The organism is Agromyces sp. CCNWLW213 (assembly GCF_037199545.1).
Classification (GTDB): Bacteria; Actinomycetota; Actinomycetes; order Actinomycetales; family Microbacteriaceae; genus Agromyces.
Genome location: NZ_JBBBDX010000001.1, coordinates 598939 through 614370, shown reverse-complemented (window position 1 = coordinate 614370; position 15432 = coordinate 598939). Strand labels below are relative to the sequence as shown.

At 72.8% G+C, this 15432-nt stretch carries 17 protein-coding genes; 14 read left to right on the top strand and 3 right to left on the bottom strand.

Translation table 11 applies throughout. From position 1 onward, the window contains the following. Window positions 1-86 precede the first annotated feature (86 nt). Genes WBQ80_RS02910 through WBQ80_RS02890 form a run of 5 tightly spaced genes read left to right on the top strand, consistent with a single transcriptional unit; the run spans window position 87 to window position 5136 of the window. Entirely contained in the window at window positions 87-443 is a 357-nt protein-coding gene (locus WBQ80_RS02910) for a YraN family protein (RefSeq protein WP_336571015.1), read from the top strand. Next, complete coding sequence (locus WBQ80_RS02905; RefSeq protein ID WP_336571014.1) at window positions 443-2008, top strand: YifB family Mg chelatase-like AAA ATPase; 1566 nt, start codon at window positions 443-445, stop codon at window positions 2006-2008. Before WBQ80_RS02910 ends, WBQ80_RS02905 begins: the two co-directional genes overlap by 1 nt. Further along, a complete protein-coding gene (gene dprA / locus WBQ80_RS02900; RefSeq protein WP_336571012.1) occupies window positions 2005-3243 on the top strand; it encodes a DNA-processing protein DprA in 1239 nt (412 codons plus the stop codon). The genes WBQ80_RS02905 and dprA overlap by 4 nt, the downstream gene beginning before the upstream one ends. 50 nt (window positions 3244-3293) lie before the next feature. Further along, window positions 3294-4211, top strand: a complete 918-nt coding sequence (locus tag WBQ80_RS02895) for a phosphodiesterase (protein WP_336571011.1) — start codon at window positions 3294-3296, stop codon at window positions 4209-4211. Next, window positions 4204-5136, top strand: a complete 933-nt coding sequence (locus tag WBQ80_RS02890) for a tyrosine recombinase XerC (protein WP_336571010.1) — start codon at window positions 4204-4206, stop codon at window positions 5134-5136. The genes WBQ80_RS02895 and WBQ80_RS02890 overlap by 8 nt, the downstream gene beginning before the upstream one ends. Here WBQ80_RS02890 and WBQ80_RS02885 read toward each other — a convergent pair whose 3' ends face one another. Beyond that, window positions 5137-5706, bottom strand: a complete 570-nt coding sequence (locus WBQ80_RS02885; protein ID WP_336571009.1) for a murein hydrolase activator EnvC family protein — start codon at window positions 5704-5706, stop codon at window positions 5137-5139. Between the two features lie 281 nt (window positions 5707-5987). Between WBQ80_RS02885 and rpsB the strand changes: the two genes are divergently transcribed. The 9 genes from rpsB to WBQ80_RS02840 all read left to right on the top strand — a co-directional run bounded on the left by rpsB (window position 5988) and on the right by WBQ80_RS02840 (window position 12722). Then, entirely contained in the window at window positions 5988-6938 is a 951-nt protein-coding gene (rpsB, locus tag WBQ80_RS02880; RefSeq protein ID WP_336571008.1) for a 30S ribosomal protein S2, read from the top strand. Between the two features lie 27 nt (window positions 6939-6965). Then, complete coding sequence (tsf, locus tag WBQ80_RS02875) at window positions 6966-7796, top strand: translation elongation factor Ts (protein WP_336571007.1); 831 nt, start codon at window positions 6966-6968, stop codon at window positions 7794-7796. Between the two features lie 156 nt (window positions 7797-7952). Beyond that, window positions 7953-8684 (top strand): UMP kinase, encoded by a 732-nt coding sequence (gene pyrH / locus WBQ80_RS02870; RefSeq protein WP_336571006.1) that lies wholly within the window; start codon window positions 7953-7955, stop codon window positions 8682-8684. A gap of 30 nt (window positions 8685-8714) precedes the next feature. Beyond that, complete coding sequence (gene frr / locus WBQ80_RS02865; RefSeq protein ID WP_336571005.1) at window positions 8715-9269, top strand: ribosome recycling factor; 555 nt, start codon at window positions 8715-8717, stop codon at window positions 9267-9269. An 8-nt stretch (window positions 9270-9277) separates the two neighbouring features. Continuing rightward, window positions 9278-10261 carry a phosphatidate cytidylyltransferase gene (locus WBQ80_RS02860; protein WP_336571004.1) on the top strand — a complete coding sequence of 328 codons (984 nt, stop codon included), beginning with the start codon at window positions 9278-9280 and terminating at the stop codon, window positions 10259-10261. Window positions 10262-10281: 20 nt separating this feature from the next. After that, a complete protein-coding gene (locus WBQ80_RS02855; protein WP_336571003.1) occupies window positions 10282-10836 on the top strand; it encodes a DivIVA domain-containing protein in 555 nt (184 codons plus the stop codon). A gap of 137 nt (window positions 10837-10973) precedes the next feature. Beyond that, window positions 10974-11624 carry a lytic transglycosylase domain-containing protein gene (locus tag WBQ80_RS02850; RefSeq protein WP_336571002.1) on the top strand — a complete coding sequence of 217 codons (651 nt, stop codon included), beginning with the start codon at window positions 10974-10976 and terminating at the stop codon, window positions 11622-11624. Window positions 11625-11661: 37 nt separating this feature from the next. Continuing rightward, complete coding sequence (locus tag WBQ80_RS02845; protein ID WP_336571001.1) at window positions 11662-11973, top strand: hypothetical protein; 312 nt, start codon at window positions 11662-11664, stop codon at window positions 11971-11973. 11 nt (window positions 11974-11984) lie between these two features. Next, entirely contained in the window at window positions 11985-12722 is a 738-nt protein-coding gene (locus tag WBQ80_RS02840; protein ID WP_336571000.1) for an alpha/beta hydrolase, read from the top strand. 9 nt (window positions 12723-12731) lie between these two features. Here the strand turns inward: WBQ80_RS02840 and WBQ80_RS02835 are convergent, their stop codons facing one another. Continuing rightward, complete coding sequence (locus tag WBQ80_RS02835) at window positions 12732-13796, bottom strand: AI-2E family transporter (RefSeq protein ID WP_336570999.1); 1065 nt, start codon at window positions 13794-13796, stop codon at window positions 12732-12734. Window positions 13797-13821: 25 nt separating this feature from the next. Next, on the bottom strand, window positions 13822-15432 hold the full coding sequence (locus tag WBQ80_RS02830) for a DivIVA domain-containing protein (protein WP_336570998.1): 1611 nt from the start codon (window positions 15430-15432) through the stop codon (window positions 13822-13824).

Genomic DNA, 15432 nt, shown 5'->3' with positions numbered 1-15432 from the left:
CCTCCACAGGGGTCGCGTCGGGGGAGTCGTCCGCCGCCGTCGGCGATCGGCGCGGTGCGGGCCGTGCCGGCCGCGACTCTGGCCACATGGCCCACAACACCGAACTCGGTCGACACGGCGAACAGGTCGCCGCCGACCATCTCCAGGCGCGCGGCATGCGCGTCATCGACCGCAACTGGCGGTGCTCGCAGGGCGAGCTCGACCTCGTGCTCCGCGACGGCGACGAGACGGTCTTCGTCGAGGTGAAGACCCGCGCCGGCCACGGCTACGGGCACCCGTTCGAGGCGATCACGGCACGCAAGCTCGCCCGGCTGCGGCGTCTCGCGCTCGCATGGTGCGAGGCGCGCGAGGTCCCCACCGCGCGCATCCGCATCGACGCGGTCGCCGTGTTCGCCCCGTCGACGGCGCCGGCCATCGTCGAGCACCTCGAGCGGATCGCGTGATGCCCGTCGCACGCACGCGCTCCATCGCGCTCGTCGGGCTGACCGGCTCGGTCGTCGAGGTCGAGGCCGACCTGTCGAGCCAGCTGCCGGCGCTCGTCATCATCGGGTTGCCGGATGCCGCACTCGGCGAGGCGCGCGAGCGCGTCCGGTCGGCCGCGACCAACGCGGGCTGCCCGCTGCCCTCGCGGCGGCTCACCGTGAACCTGTCGCCGGCATCGCTGCCCAAGCACGGGTCGGGATTCGACCTGGCGATCGCGCTCGCCTGCCTCGCGGCGGCCGGCTCGGTCGAGCGCGAGTCGGTCGAGCGCTTCGTCCACCTGGGCGAGCTCGGGCTCGACGGACGCCTGCGGCCGACGCACGGCATCCTGCCCGCGGTGCTCGCGGCGGCGCGCGCCGGGCACGAGCGCGTCATGGTGCCGCTGGCGAACGCGGACGAGGCCAGGCTGGTGCCCGGTGTCGAGGTCGTGGCGGTCGCCTCGCTCCTCGAGGCGGCGGTGCGGCACGGCGGAGCGTTCGACGCAACCGCGGACGACGGGTCGAGGCCCGCGCGGGTCGACCCGGCGGCGGACGAGCCGGCTGCGCCGGCCCCCGGCGGCGACCTCGCCGACGTGGTGGGCAACCCCGACGCCGTCGACGCCCTGCTCATCGCCGCCGCCGGAGGCCACCACCTGCTGATGGCGGGACCGCCGGGCGCGGGCAAGACCATGCTCGCCTCGCGGCTTCCGGGCATCCTCCCCGACCTCACCCCCGACGCCGCGCTCGAGGTGGCATCGCTCCGTTCCCTCGCGGGTGAGCGGATCGGCGGCACGCTGTCGGTCCGCCCGCCGTTCGAGGCGCCGCACCACACCGCGAGTGCGGCCGCCATGGTCGGCGGGGGCAGTCGCGGCATCCGGCCCGGCGCCGCCGCCCGCGCGTCGCACGGCGTGCTCTTCCTCGACGAGGCGCCCGAATTCCCCGCCTCGGTGCTCGACGCGCTCCGTCAGCCGCTCGAATCGGGCGAGATCACCATCCACCGGGCGAGCGCGGTCGCGACGTTCCCCGCCCGATTCCAGCTCGTGCTCGCGGCGAACCCCTGCCCGTGCGGCGGGGGCGAGACCGTCGCGGACGCGTGCGCCTGCCCGGCCGCGGTGAAGCGACGCTACTTCGCGCGCATCTCGGGCCCGCTGCTCGATCGCGTCGACCTGCGGCTCCAGGTCAACCGGCTGACGCCCGCGATGCTCCGCATGGACGCCGGCGCCCCCGGCGGCCCCGCGATGACGACCGAGGTGGCCCGCGAGCGCGTGCGTCATGCGCAGGAGGCCGCGGCCGAGCGCTACTCCGGTACCCCGTGGCGCACGAACGCGCAGGTGCCCGGGCCGTGGCTCCGGGGTGACGGACGCATGCACCCGGGTTCCGCGGCCACCCGTGCGCTCGACTACGCGCTCGAGCGCGGACACGTGACGATGCGCGGGTACGACCGGGTGCTCAAGGTCGCGTGGACCGTCGCCGACCTCGAGGGCGCCGCGCGGCCGAACTCGCAGCACGTCGGGCGGGCGCTCAAGCTCCGCTCGGGGCTCGCGGCATGAGCGCCCTGGAACGCACCGTCGCGGCCTCGGCCGTCGATCTCGCGGCCGTGCGCTCCGCCGCAGCGGAGGTCCCGCCGCAGGAGGTCGCCGCGGCGGCGACGCTCGGGTTCGTGTCCGAGCCGGGCGACGGCGTGCTCGGTCGCCTCGTCGCCGCCCTCGGTCCCGTGCGGACGGCCGAGCGGCTCCTCGCCGAGGTCCCGAGCGGCGAGCTCGCTGCCGAAGCGGCCGCACACGGCGCGGCCGTCTCGGCCCAGGAGGTTGCGGCGGGCCTCCAGCGCTGGCGACCGCGACTCGACCACGCCGCCTTCGCCCGCGGGCTCGCGCAGGCCGCCCGCGTGGGGGCTCGCCTCCTCCTGCCCGACGACGAGGAGTGGCCCGACGGCATGCGCGACCTCGACGCGCACGCGCCGCTCACGCTCTGGGTCCGAGGCCGAGTCGCCGCCCTCCGAGAGACCCCGTCGATCGCCCTCGTCGGCGCCCGGGCCGCGACGGGCTACGGCGAGCACGTCGCGATCGAATCGGCCGCCGGGCTGGTGGATCGCGGGTTCGCCGTCGTCTCCGGCGGGGCCTACGGCATCGACGGCACCGCCCACCGTTCGGCCCTCTCCGGCGGCGGCACCACCGTCGCGTTCCTGGCTGGGGGCGTCGACCGCTTCTACCCGGTCGGTCATGAGGCGCTGCTCGCCCGCATCGCGGAGGCCGGGGCGGTCGTGTCCGAGATGCCGTGCGGCGCGGCGCCGACTCGTTGGAGGTTCCTCCAGCGCAATCGGCTCATCGCCGCGGCGGCGCAGGCGACCGTCGTGCTCGAGGCCGGCATGCGCTCCGGATCGCTCAACACGGCGGGCCACGCGGCCGCGCTCGGGCGCCCCCTCGGCGCGGTGCCCGGGCCTGTCACCAGTCCCGCGTCCGCAGGCTGCCACCGCCTGCTCCGCGAATTCGACGCCGTCTGCGTGACGGATGCCGCGCAGATGGCCGAACTCGTCGGCCTTCGCACAGCCGACGGGGGCGCCGTCCCGGGGGCGGTCGCGGGCGTCGACCGGGCGCTCGACGTGCTCGGACCCGACGAGCGGCGAGTGCTCGATGCCCTCGGCGTCCGACGCGCACGCACCGTCGCCGAACTCGCTCGGCGCAGCGGTCTCGGCACCGGTGCCGTCCTCGGAGCGCTCGGCGCGCTCGATGCGACCGGGCTCGCGCGACTCGTCGAGGAGGGATGGGTTCGCCGTCGATCGGCGTGACACCGCGCGCCGGGGCGGTAGGTGGTCCTAGGCTGGCGGCGGAGGCAGCGATGGATCATCCTCGATTCGGCAGGTACCCGGCGGCGCGTCACGTGATCGCCCACCTGAGCGATACCCACTTCCTCGCAGGGGGCGCCCCGCTCGGCGGCACTGCCGACACCGTGGCGCACCTCGACCAGGCCGTCCGGCAACTGGAACGACTCGCCGGGTCGCTCGACGCGATCCTGGTGACCGGAGACGTCACCGACCTCGGGGAGCGCGACGCGTACCTCCGCATCCGCGACGCGCTCGAGCCCCTCGCCGAGGCGACCGGCGCCAGGCTCGTCTGGGTGATGGGCAACCACGACGAACGCGTCCCGTTCGCCGAGATCCTCCTGCGCGAGCCGGAACCGCCCGAGGGTCCCGTCAACCGGGTCGTCGACCTCGACGGACTGCGGCTGATCCTGCTCGACACGAGCGTCCCCGGATACCACCACGGCATCCTCGAGCCGGAGACGCTTCCATGGCTCGACGAACAGCTGCGCCACCCCGCGCCGCACGGCACCGTGCTGGCTATGCACCACGCCCCGATCGCGACGCCGCTCGCGCTCATGGACGTGCTCGAGCTGCGTGGACAGGACGCGCTCGCGGAGGTGGTCCGGGGCACCGACGTCCGCGTCATTCTGGGCGGGCACCTGCACTACCCCACGCAGGGCACGTTCGCGGGCATCCCCGTGTCGGTCGCGGGCGCGCTCGCGTACACCATGGACCTCTCCGCCCCGCCGCGCGAGCTCGTCGGGATCGATGGCGGCCACTCGGTGTCGCTCGTGCACCTGTTCGACGAGGGGGTCGTCACGTCGGTCGTGCCGGTCGGCGACCACCAGGAGGTCACGAGCTTCGGCGAGCAGTTCCTGCAGGAGCTCGAGGAGCTCGACGACGACGGCCGGCTCGAGCGCTTCTCGCGCAAGCGCGGGCCGTCCGATGCCTGATCGACGACTCGACGCCGCCGTGGACGACTACCTCGGCCACGTGCGGCACGAGCGGGGGTACTCGGAGCACACCGTCGACGCCTACGCCTCCGACCTGGCCGACCTCGCCCGCTTCGCCGCCGACCGGCAGGTCGACGACGTCGGACGCGTCGACCTCGACCTGCTCCGCGACTGGCTGTGGTTGGCCACCGAGCGCGGGCTCGCGCGCGCGACCATCGCCCGGCGTGCGGCATCCGCACGCGGCTTCGGGGCCTGGCTGCAACGGACGGGTGCGGTCGAATCGGATCCGGCCGTGCGGCTGCGCGCACCCCGCGCGAAGCGCCCGCTTCCCCGGGTCGTGACCGCGCCGGCCGTCGCGGCGCTCCTCGAGGGGTTGCAGCTGGCCGCCGTCGACGGCGGTCCCGTGACGGTGCGCGACCTCGCCATCGTCGAGCTGCTGTACGCATGCGGGCTGCGCGTCTCGGAGCTCGTCGGCCTCGACGTCGACGACGTGGACCGGGGCAGCCGCACCGTCCGCGTCACGGGCAAGGGATCGAAGGAACGCGTCGTCCCGTACGGCGCCCCCGCCGCCGCCGCGCTCGATCGATACCTCGAGCAGGCGCGCCCGGCGCTCATCGCGTCGGCGGCGAGCAGGACCGGCGAGGCCGGCCGCGCCGTGTTCCTCGGGATCCGCGGCGGTCGCCTGGGCGTGCGGGCCGTGCACCGCCTCGTGGCGGGTCTCCTCGCCGACCTGCCGGGTTCCGGGCCCGCCGGTCCGCACGCGTTCCGGCACAGTGCCGCCACGCACCTGCTCGACGGCGGCGCCGACCTGCGCGCCGTGCAGGAGTACCTCGGCCACGCCAGCCTCGGCACCACGCAGATCTACACGCACGTCTCGGCCGAGCGGCTCAAGCAGACCTACGCGACCGCGCACCCTCGCGCCTGATCAGCCCCGCGGCGGAAGCAGCACCGCGCGAGGCAGGCCGCCGAGGAACCACAGGGGCGACACGTACTCGCCGTGCACGCGGACGCCGAAGTGCGCGCACACCTCGCCGCAATGTCCGCCCGCCGTCGTTGCGCCGACCGGCTGCCCCGCCGTCACGCGCTCGCCGACGGGGACGGATGCGGCGACCGGCTCGATCGCGCTGACGATCCCGTCGCCGTGGTCGATCGAGAGCACGCCGCGCCCGGCGACGGGGCCGGCGAACGCGACGACGCCGTCGGACGCGGCGCGCACCGCCGTTCCGGGAGCGGCCGCCAGGTCGATGCCGCGGTGGCCGGCCGCATAGGGAGTCGGCGGCGCCCGGAACGGGGCGATCACGCGCACGGGGGGTTCGATCGGCCACTCCCAGCGCCCGCCGTCGGCGGAGGCCCGGTGGACCGGCGCGGTCGGGGTCGCATCGTGCGCCGCCGGGCGCGACGCCGCGGGACCGGCCGCCGCAGGCGGCACGACGACCAGGAGGAGGGCCGCGGCGACGCCGACGACCAGGGCGAGGGTGCGGGGCGCGGAGGTCATGCCGACGAGCGTGCCGCCCGTGACATCCGCTCGGAACGCGTGGGCCCGAGCGGGGTCCCGCGGGCTCGCCGTGGGCGCTGTGGAGGACCGGTCGGGCCCGGCCTGCGTGATAGTATCTCCGGAGCGCCCCGCCTGTCGGGGCGACTACGCGTGCCCATTCGGCCACCGACTCCACTCAGTCCCGCTCGTGCTCTCGGAGCGCGGGCCGGCGGAGCCGTGCCGGGCACCAGGGCTCCCGGCCGCCGGCCGGGGCGACAACTGAGAACAGAAGGAGTACGGCCATGGCCGTCGTCACCATCCGCCAGCTGCTCGACAGCGGCGTGCACTTCGGGCACCAGACCCGCCGTTGGAACCCGAAGATGAAGCGCTTCATCTTCACCGAGCGTTCCGGCATCTACATCATCGACCTGCAGCAGTCGCTCGCCTACATCGACAAGGCGTACGACTTCGTCAAGGAGACGGTCGCCCACGGCGGCACCATCCTCTTCGTCGGCACCAAGAAGCAGGCGCAGGAGTCCATCGCCGAGCAGGCGACCCGCGTCGGCCAGCCCTACGTCAACCAGCGCTGGCTCGGCGGCCTCCTCACCAACTTCACCACGGTCTCCAAGCGCCTCGCGCGCATGAAGGAGCTCGAGGAGCTCGACTTCGAGGGCACCACCTCGGGCTTCACCAAGAAGGAGCTGCTGCTCAAGAAGCGCGAGCTCGACAAGCTGCACAAGTCGCTCGGCGGCATCCGCAACCTCTCGAAGACGCCGTCGGCGCTCTGGGTCGTGGACACCAAGAAGGAGCACCTCGCGATCGACGAGGCCAAGAAGCTCGGCATCCCCGTCATCGGCATCCTCGACACCAACTGCGACCCCGACGAGGTCCAGTACCCGATCCCGGGCAACGACGACGCGATCCGCTCCGTGAGCCTGCTCACCCGCATCATCGCCGACGCCGCCGCCGAGGGCCTCATCCAGCGCCACCAGAAGCCGGAGGAGGGCCAGGAGGCCGAGCCGCTCGCCGAGTGGGAGCAGGAGCTCCTCCAGGCCGGCGCCGCCGAGACCCCCGCGCAGTCGTCGGCCGAGACCGAGCAGGTCGCGGGCACCGAGGCCGCTGCCGAGGCGGAGGCCGCCGAGGTCGTCGCCGGCGAGCCGGAGGCCGACGCCGCCGAGGCCGAGCCGGCCGAGGCCGCCGAGGCCGAGCCGACCGAGGCCGAGGCCGCACCGGCCGACGCCGAGTCCAAGTAAGACCACGAGTCCAGGAGACTGCCTGATATGGCCAACTTCACCCTCGAAGACGTCAAGAACCTGCGCGAGCGCCTCGGCACCGGCATGGTCGACACGAAGAACGCGCTCGTGGAGGCCGACGGTGACATCGAGAAGGCCGTCGAGATCCTCCGCCTGAAGGGCGCGAAGGGCAACGCGAAGCGTGCCGACCGCTCCACCGCCGAGGGCCTCGTCGCCGCCGTCGAGAACGGCGACGGCACCGCCACGCTGATCGAGCTCGCGTGCGAGACCGACTTCGTCGCCAAGGGCGACAAGTTCGTCGCGCTCGCCGACCGCGTGCTCGCCGCCGTGGCGGCCGCACGCGCCGAGACCGTCGAGGCCGCCCTGGCCGCGCCGGCCGACGGCAAGACCGTCGCCGACGTGATCAACGAGGAGGCCGCGATCCTCGGCGAGAAGGTCGAGCTGCGTCGCATCCGCCTCGTCAAGGGCGAGAGCTTCTCGATCTACCTGCACAAGACGTCGAAGGACCTGCCCCCGCAGGTCGGCGTGGTGCTCGGCTACGCCGGCTCCGACGCCGAGACCGCTCGCTCGGTCGCCCAGCACATCTCGTTCGCGGCTCCCGAGTACCTCACGCGCGAGGACGTCCCGGCCGAGGCCGTCGACAAGGAGCGCACGATCGTCGAGCAGATCACGCGTGAGGAGGGCAAGCCCGAGGCCGCGCTGCCGAAGATCGTCGAGGGTCGTCTCGGCGCCTACTTCAAGCAGGTCGCGCTCCTCGAGCAGGACTACGCCAAGGACAACAAGCTGTCCGTCGGCAAGGTCCTCTCGGACGCCGGCATCACGGTGACCGACTTCGCCCGCTTCAAGGTCGGCGCCTAGGTCGCGACAGGGAGCCCGGATCGCCTCGGCGATCCGGGCTCCTTTCCTGTGTCCGGATCCCGTCGCACGGCGGCATCCGGACACGATCCGGACCGGCACTGCGCCGGACCGGGCGAACCAGTAGTTTTGACTCCCAAGGGGAAGGATCGGTCGCGGATGACGCAACGCAAGCGCAGGGTCATGCTCAAGCTCTCGGGGGAGGCGTTCGGCGCCGGATCGCTCGGGGTGAACCCCGACGTCGTCAGCGCGATGGCGCGTGAGATCGCGGATGCCGCACGCACGGTCGAGGTCGCGATCGTCGTCGGCGGCGGCAACTTCTTCCGCGGCGCCGAGCTGTCCGAGCGCGGGATGGACCGCGGCCGGGCCGACTACATGGGCATGCTCGGCACGGTGATGAACTCGCTCGCCCTGCAGGACTTCCTCGAGCAGGCCGGGGCCGAGACTCGCGTCCAGTCGGCGATCTCGATGACCCAGGTCGCCGAGCCGTACATCCCGCGTCGGGCCGAGCGGCATCTCGAGAAGGGCCGCGTCGTCATCTTCGGCGCCGGCGCCGGGCTGCCGTACTTCTCGACCGACACGGTCGCCGCCCAGCGCGCGCTCGAGATCGATGCCGACGTGGTGCTCGTCGCGAAGAACGGCGTGGACGGCGTCTACTCCGACGACCCGCGCACGAACCCCGACGCGCACAAGATCGACCGCATCAGCTACCAGGAGGCGTTGCAGCGCGGGCTCAAGGTCGTCGACTCGACCGCATTCAGCCTGTGCATGGACAACGGCATGCCGATGGTCGTGTTCGGCATGCAGCCGGCCGGGAACGTCACCAAGGCGATCCTCGGCGAGGAGATCGGCACCGTCGTGAGCAACGGCGAGCCGGCCGTCGCTCGATAGACTGACCCGAGCCCGAGAGAAGGAGTTCCCGTGATCGCGGATGTTCTGTCCGAAGCAAGTGCACGCATGCAGAAGGCCGTCGAGGTCGCGAAGGACGACTTCGCGTCGGTCCGCACCGGGCGCGCCAACCCGCAGCTCTTCCAGAAGATCATGGTGAGCTACTACGGCACGCCCACGCCGCTGTCGCAGCTGGCCTCGCTCAACAACCCCGAGGCGCGCACGCTCGTCGTCACCCCCTACGACAAGAGCGCCCTGAAGGACATCGAGCAGGCGATCCGCGACACCCCCAACCTGGGCGCGAACCCGAGCAACGACGGCAACATCGTCCGGGTGACGCTGCCCGAGCTCACCGAGGAGCGCCGCAAGGAGTTCGTGAAGATCGTGCGGTCGAAGGCGGAGGACGCGCGCGTATCGGTGCGCAACATCCGTCGCAAGACCAAGGACGACCTCGACTCCCTGAAGGGCGAGGTGGGCGACGACGAGGTGGCGCGCGCCGAGAAGGAGCTCGAGCACATCACCAAGTCGCACGTCGACCAGATCGACGAGGCGCTCAAGCGCAAGGAAGCCGAGCTCCTCGAGGTCTGAGGCCGAACATGACAGGCGTCCCTGAGGGGGAGCGTCCGGACGCCGGCGACCACGAGCACTCGTCGCGGGCGGAGTTCCGCGCGCAGATGCACCAGCGGCGCGTCGAACTCGAGCGGCAGCTCGAGGCCTCGCGCGCGCAGTTCGACCAGGCGCAGGAACGGATCAACGCCCGGACCGGGCGCAACCTCTTCCTCGCCGTGGGCATCGGCCTGGCGTTCGGCGGCACGCTGCTGCTCAGCCTGCTCGTCATCAAGGAGCTCTTCATGGTCTTCGCGGTCGTCCTGGCCGCGTTCTCGAGCTCCGAACTCGCGGCGGCGCTCCGCAACGGCGGGTACCGCGTGCCGCGCGTGCCGACGGTGGCCGTGGCCGTCGTCGCGATCCCCGTCGCCTACTACGGCGGGGCGCCGGGCCAGCTCGCCGCGGTGCTCGGCGGCATGCTCCTCGTGGTGGTTTGGCGGCTCGCCGAGCAGGCCTCCCCGGCCGTGCGGTCCGGCTCGAACGGCGTCGTGCGCGACCTCGGCGCGGCGCTGCTCGTGCAGGCGTACGTCGTGTTCCTGGCGACCTTCACGGTGGTCCTCACCGCCGCGGAGGGCGGCCAGTGGTGGACCCTCGCCTTCATCATCATCGCCGTGGTCGCCGACACCGGCGCCTACGCCTCGGGGCTCATGTTCGGCAAGCACCCCATGGCGCCCGTCATCAGCCCCAAGAAGACCTGGGAGGGATTCGCCGGCGGCGCGCTCGCGAGCCTCATCGCTGGCGTGCTCCTCTCGGTCTTCATGCTCGGCAACACGTGGTGGTTCGGGCTGATCTTCGGCGCGGCGATCTTCCTCACGGCCACGCTCGGCGACCTTGCGGAGTCGCTCATCAAGCGCGACCTCGGCATCAAGGACATGAGCTCGTGGCTTCCCGGCCACGGCGGCTTCCTCGACCGGCTCGACTCGATCCTGCCGTCGGCCGCGGTGGCCTACGTGGCGTTCCGGGTGTTCGGGTGACGGTGCGCGATACTGGTGCGGTGGATGCCACGTTCCCTCGCGCGCGCAAGAACCAGCTGGGCTACAAGACGTCCGAGGTCGAGGAGTTCCTGCAGCGCGCGCGGCGGGCGTACGACGGACGATCGCTGCCCGACGACGCGCCGCTGGACTCCGAGCGCATCCGCCTCACGGCCTTCGCGATGCAGAAGGGCGGCTACTCCACCGCGCACGTCGACGCGGCGATGGAGCGACTCGAGGACGCGTTCGCGTTCCAGGAGCGGCAGATCGCCTCGCGGCTGCACGGCGACGAGGCCTGGCTGAGCGAGGCCCGCACGACCGCCCAGGTCGTCGCGAACCGGCTCGCACGTCCCGAGGGCGAGCGGTTCGACCGGGTCAGCCGTCTCGCGCTGGGCTACAACATCCGCGAGGTCGACCGGTTCGCGGACCGCCTCACGCGGTACTTCCGCGACGGATGGCCCATCGCGATCGACGACGTCCGCGGGGTCGTCTTCTCGGCGCAGCGCGGCGGCTATCGCGAATCGCAGGTCGACCTCGTGCTCGACGCGGTCGTCGACGTCATGCTCGCCGTCCGGTGAACGGGGACCGTTTCGCCGAGCCGCGTCGGCTCCGATACACTCATCGAATCGTGGGCAGGCATTCGGGTGATGACGGCGGGACGCCGATCGAGTTCGTCGGCGAGCGTCGGTCCCGGGGGACAATGCCGAACCCCCCGATGGCGGGTCGCACGAGCGCCGCGCCGTCCGCCCGCGTCGCCACCGCACCGGCGCGCTCGCGCGTCACGAGCCCGGCCAAGCAGGCGGCGACGGTGGTCTTCGCCTTCGTCGCCTCGGTGGGCTTCCTGATGGTCAACGTGGTCGATCCCTACTCGGGCGCGACCGCCTCGGCCACGTACGTCCCGGTCGACCGGTTCGCCGGGGAGTCGGCGCAGGAGGTCGAGGTCGACGGCGAGTACGCGGTGTCCGTGGCATCCGAGGGCTACCTCGTCGAGAAGTACGTCGAGCCCGAGCCCGAGCCCGACCCCGCGTCGGCCGGTTGGGCACCGCCCGCGGTCGTGCCCGATCCCGGGTCGGCGCAGGCCTATGCGGCCGGGGCCGTGGCGGCCCGTGGCTGGGGGAGCGGCGAGTTCGACTGCCTCGTCGCGCTCTGGAACAAGGAGTCCGGCTGGCGCGTCAACGCCATGAACCCGTCGAGCGGCGCCTACGGCATCCCGCAGGCCCTCCCGGGCTCGAAGATGGCCACGGCCGGCGCCGACTGGGCCACCAACGCGGCCACGCAGGTCGAGTGGGGCCTGGGCTACATCACCGACCGGTACGGCACGCCCTGCGGCGCCTGGGCGCACTCGCAGAGCGTCGGCTGGTACTGAGCCCGGCCGGTCGCCGGGGCGACCATAGACTGGATCGATGGCCCGCTCGAACCGTTCCCGCGCCCGTCGGGCCGCGCGCGCCCGCGAGGCGCATCCCGAACTCGACGTCGAGCGGCTCACAGCGGGATGGCGGCGCACGGAGGTTCGTGCCGGCCGCGAATGGAACGTGCAGCCCGTGAGCGAGGCGCAGGCCGTCAAGGCCTACGTCTGCCCCGGCTGCGGGCTCGACGTCGAACCCGGGACCGCCCATCTGGTCGCCTGGCGCGCCGACGGCGTGCTCGGCGACGCCGCCGACCTCGCGTCGAGGCGGCACTGGCACACCCACTGCTGGAGGATCGGACCGAAGTGAACGAGCAGGCCATGACCGAGATCCGCGCGGGCGTCGAGCTTCCCGCCGAGCGCGAGGAGATCGAGTTGCGCACCGACGACGGGCTCCGCCTCGTGGGCGAGCTCGCGATGCCGCTCGGCCGCACGCCGGCGGCGACGCTCGTGACCCTGCACCCGCTCCCGACCGCGGGCGGGTTCATGGATTCGCACGTGCTCCGCAAGGCGGCCGCCCGGCTCCCCGCGCTGGCCGACCTCGCGGTGCTGCGCTTCAACACGCGGGGCACGTCGTCGCCGCGCGGCACCAGCGAGGGCCGCTTCGGCGAGGGCGTGACCGAGCGCGACGACGTGGCCGCCGCCATGCGCTTCGTGCAGGAGCGGGGGCTGCCCCGCCCGTGGCTCGTGGGCTGGTCGTTCGGCACCGAGCTCGCGCTGAAGTACGGTCTCGAGCACGGCATCGCGGGTGCCATCCTGCTGTCGCCGCCGCTGCATCGCACGACGGATGCCGAGCTCTCGCGCTGGAAGGACTCGGGGGTGCCGCTCGTGGCGCTGATCCCCGAGCACGACGACTACCTCACGCCGGCCGAGGCCGCCGAGCGGTTCGCCGAACTCCCGCATCTCACGCGGATCGACGTCGCGGGCGGCAAGCACCTCTGGGTGGGGGAGTCGCAGACGCGTCGCGTGCTCGAGGAGATCGTGCGGGCGGTGAACCCGGCGGCGCTGCCCCTGCCGACCGAGTGGCCTGCGGCCTCCGTCGGCGACGCGCGCGAATAGGGGGCGGGGTCAGCGCTCGTTCTGGCGCGGGATCACGACCTGCTTGATGATGAGCAGGATCGCGGCGGCGATCGGGATCGCGACGAGGGCTCCGAGGATTCCGAGGAGCGCCCCGCCCGCGAGTGCGGCGACCACGACCAGGGCGCCCGGCACGCGCACCGCGCGGCTCATGATGCGCGGGGCGAGCACGTACGCCTCGACCTGCATGTACACGAGGTAGTAGATCGCTGCGACGAGCGCCGTGAGCGGCGACCCGACGCCGGGGATGAGGCACGCCAGGACGATGATGATCGAGCCCGTGAGCGTGCCCACGAGGGGGACGAGCGAGAACAGGAACGCGACGAACGCCAGCACCGCGGGGAACGGCGCCTGGATGATCGAGAGGAAGGCGAAGCTCAGCAGGCCGTTCACGGCCGCCAGCGAGACCTGGCCGATCACGTAGCGCCCGACGGACTGCGTGATCTGCTCGGTCAGGTCGGCGAAGCGCGCCCGCCGCGACGCGGGGACGAGCTGGTAGGTCGCGCGCTTCATGGCGTCGAGCGACGCCGTGAAGTAGACGGTGAGGACGGCCACGACGATGACCGCGAACACGCCGCTGCCGATCGCGATCGCGACCTGCCACACGCCGCCGAGCAGCTCGCTGAGCTTGTCGGGGTTGGTGAAGAAGTCGGTCAGGGCGGCGGCGGCCTGTTCGCTGATCTCGTCGATCTTCAGCAGGGGGAACTGCTCCTGCAGCCACTCGATCCAGTCGACGCGGTTGAGCTGCGTGATGATCACCGGGATGAGCGCGATGAGCTCGCCCACCTGCTCGACGATGATCGGGATGACGGTGAGGAGGAGCGCCGCGACGAGCGCCGCGACGCCGAGCACCACGAGCAGGATGGCCGCCCAGCGCGGGAGCCCTCGGCGCTCGAGCCCGCTGATCGCGGGCTCGAGGCCGAGGGCGAGGAAGAGCGCCACGCCGACGTACGTGAGGATCGTCGACAGGCTCGACACCGCCGACAGGATCAGCAGGCCCGCGCCGACGCCCAGGGTGCCGACGAGGGCGAGCCTGAACGCGTTCTGGATCCTCACCGACGCGCCCTGTCCGCAGCCCGCGTTACTTCTTGTTGGCGACCTGCTCGGCCTGCGTGAGCACGCCGCGCAGGCTCTCGAAGTAGCCGGCGACCGCGTCGCGCTCGATCTTGATCTGGGCCAGTCGGTCCTCCGCGTCGGAGACGAGGGCGCGCGTGCGCTCCTCGGCGTCGGCGATGAGCTTGCGGGCCTGCGCGTGGGCCGCGGCGACGCGCTCGCGCGCCTCCTCGTCGGCCTTGTCGCGGGCCGCGGCGATCTCGCCGCGCACCTCGGTCTCGAGGCGCTCGGCCTCGGCGCGGGCCTCGTTCGTGCGGGCGACCGCCTCGGCGAGCTCGGCGTTGGCGTCGTCCAGGAACTTCTTGGTCTGCTCGGACGCCTCCTGCTGCGCCGTCAGGAGCTCCTGCTCGGCCTCGTCGCGCTTGGTGGCGAGCTCGGAGTCGAGGTCCATCCGTGCGCGCTCGATCTCGCGGCGCATCCGGTTGACCTCGTGCGTGGTCTTCTTGCGCAGCGACGTGAGCTGGTTGTCGAGGTCGATCCGGGCCTGCTCGGCCTCGGCCTCGAAGTCGGCGCGGGCCTGCTCCTGCTCGAGGGCGAGGTCGGCGCGCATCTGCTCGAGCTCCGCGGCGTGCTTCGCGCGGATCCGGTCGAGCTCGTGCTGCAGCTTGAGCTGCGCCGTCTCCGCCTCGCGCTCGAGGTCGACGGCGGTCTGCTCGCGCTGCTGGGCGAGCTTGGCGCGCTCCGCCTCGAGCTCGCGGGCCAGGTCGGTGCGGGCCTGCTCGAGCTCGTGCTCGAGGGTCGCGCGACGCTCCTCGATCTCGGCATCGATCGCGGCGCGGGCCTCGGCGGTCTCGCGCTCGAGGTCGATGCGCGCCTGCTCGGTCTCGCGGGCGAGGTCGATGCGGGCCTGCTCGGTCTCCTTCGCGAGCTCGGCGCGCTTCTGGTCGAGTTCGATCGCGACCTCGGCGCGGGTCTGCTCGGTCTCCTCCTGCAGTCCGGCGGCGGCGGCGCGGGCCTCGTTGGCCTCGGTGTTCGCGGCGACGAGCATCTCGGCGGCCTTGCGCTCCGCCTCGGCGACCAGTGCGGCGGCCTCGCGCTTGGCGATCGCCCGCGCCTCGGCGGCCTCGGTGCTCGCAGCGCCCCGGATCGCGGCCGCGTCGCGGTTCGCGTCGTCGCGGAACTGCTCGCTCGCCTCCTGCGCGCGGGCGACCATGTCGTCGGCCTCCGCTCGCGCGTTCTCGAGCAGGCGGTTGGCCTGGGCGCGCGCCTCCGAGAGAGTGCGCTCGGCCAGTTCGTGCGCGTCGGAGCGCATGAGGTGCGCCTCGTCCTCTGCGGCGCGGCGCAGCTTCTCGGCGTCGATGTCGGCCTGGGCGATGAGGCGGGTCGACTGCTCCTCGGCGACGCGGAGCGTGTTCTCGAGCTTCGTGCCGAGTCCGGAGAACGTCGGGCTCCCGACCTCTTCGAGTTCCGCGGTCAGTTCCTCGATCCGCGCGTTGAGGCGCTTGTTCTCCTTCTGGATGTCGGCCGAGGCGTTGTTCGCTGCGATGATCTCGCGGCGGAGCGCGTTGATGCTCCGGTCGACCTCATCCTTGTCGTATCCGCGGAATACCTGCGTGAACTCGGTCTCTTCGACGGCCAA

What these genes read in the sequence shown, in the direction of transcription:
- WBQ80_RS02890 (WP_336571010.1), top strand. Translation starts at nt 4,204, where the DNA reads ATGCCTGATCGACGACTCGACGCCGCCGTGGACGACTACCTCGGCCAC.
- WBQ80_RS02905 (WP_336571014.1), top strand. Translation starts at nt 443, where the DNA reads ATGCCCGTCGCACGCACGCGCTCCATCGCGCTCGTCGGGCTGACCGGC.
- WBQ80_RS02860 (WP_336571004.1), top strand. Translation starts at nt 9,278, where the DNA reads ATGACAGGCGTCCCTGAGGGGGAGCGTCCGGACGCCGGCGACCACGAG.
- WBQ80_RS02845 (WP_336571001.1), top strand. Translation starts at nt 11,662, where the DNA reads ATGGCCCGCTCGAACCGTTCCCGCGCCCGTCGGGCCGCGCGCGCCCGC.
- tsf (WP_336571007.1), top strand. Translation starts at nt 6,966, where the DNA reads ATGGCCAACTTCACCCTCGAAGACGTCAAGAACCTGCGCGAGCGCCTC.
- WBQ80_RS02840 (WP_336571000.1), top strand. Translation starts at nt 11,985, where the DNA reads ATGACCGAGATCCGCGCGGGCGTCGAGCTTCCCGCCGAGCGCGAGGAG.
- WBQ80_RS02850 (WP_336571002.1), top strand. Translation starts at nt 10,974, where the DNA reads ATGGCGGGTCGCACGAGCGCCGCGCCGTCCGCCCGCGTCGCCACCGCA.
- dprA (WP_336571012.1), top strand. Translation starts at nt 2,005, where the DNA reads ATGAGCGCCCTGGAACGCACCGTCGCGGCCTCGGCCGTCGATCTCGCG.
- pyrH (WP_336571006.1), top strand. Translation starts at nt 7,953, where the DNA reads ATGACGCAACGCAAGCGCAGGGTCATGCTCAAGCTCTCGGGGGAGGCG.
- rpsB (WP_336571008.1), top strand. Translation starts at nt 5,988, where the DNA reads ATGGCCGTCGTCACCATCCGCCAGCTGCTCGACAGCGGCGTGCACTTC.
- WBQ80_RS02885 (WP_336571009.1), bottom strand. Translation starts at nt 5,706, where the DNA reads ATGACCTCCGCGCCCCGCACCCTCGCCCTGGTCGTCGGCGTCGCCGCG.
- WBQ80_RS02910 (WP_336571015.1), top strand. Translation starts at nt 87, where the DNA reads ATGGCCCACAACACCGAACTCGGTCGACACGGCGAACAGGTCGCCGCC.
- WBQ80_RS02895 (WP_336571011.1), top strand. Translation starts at nt 3,294, where the DNA reads ATGGATCATCCTCGATTCGGCAGGTACCCGGCGGCGCGTCACGTGATC.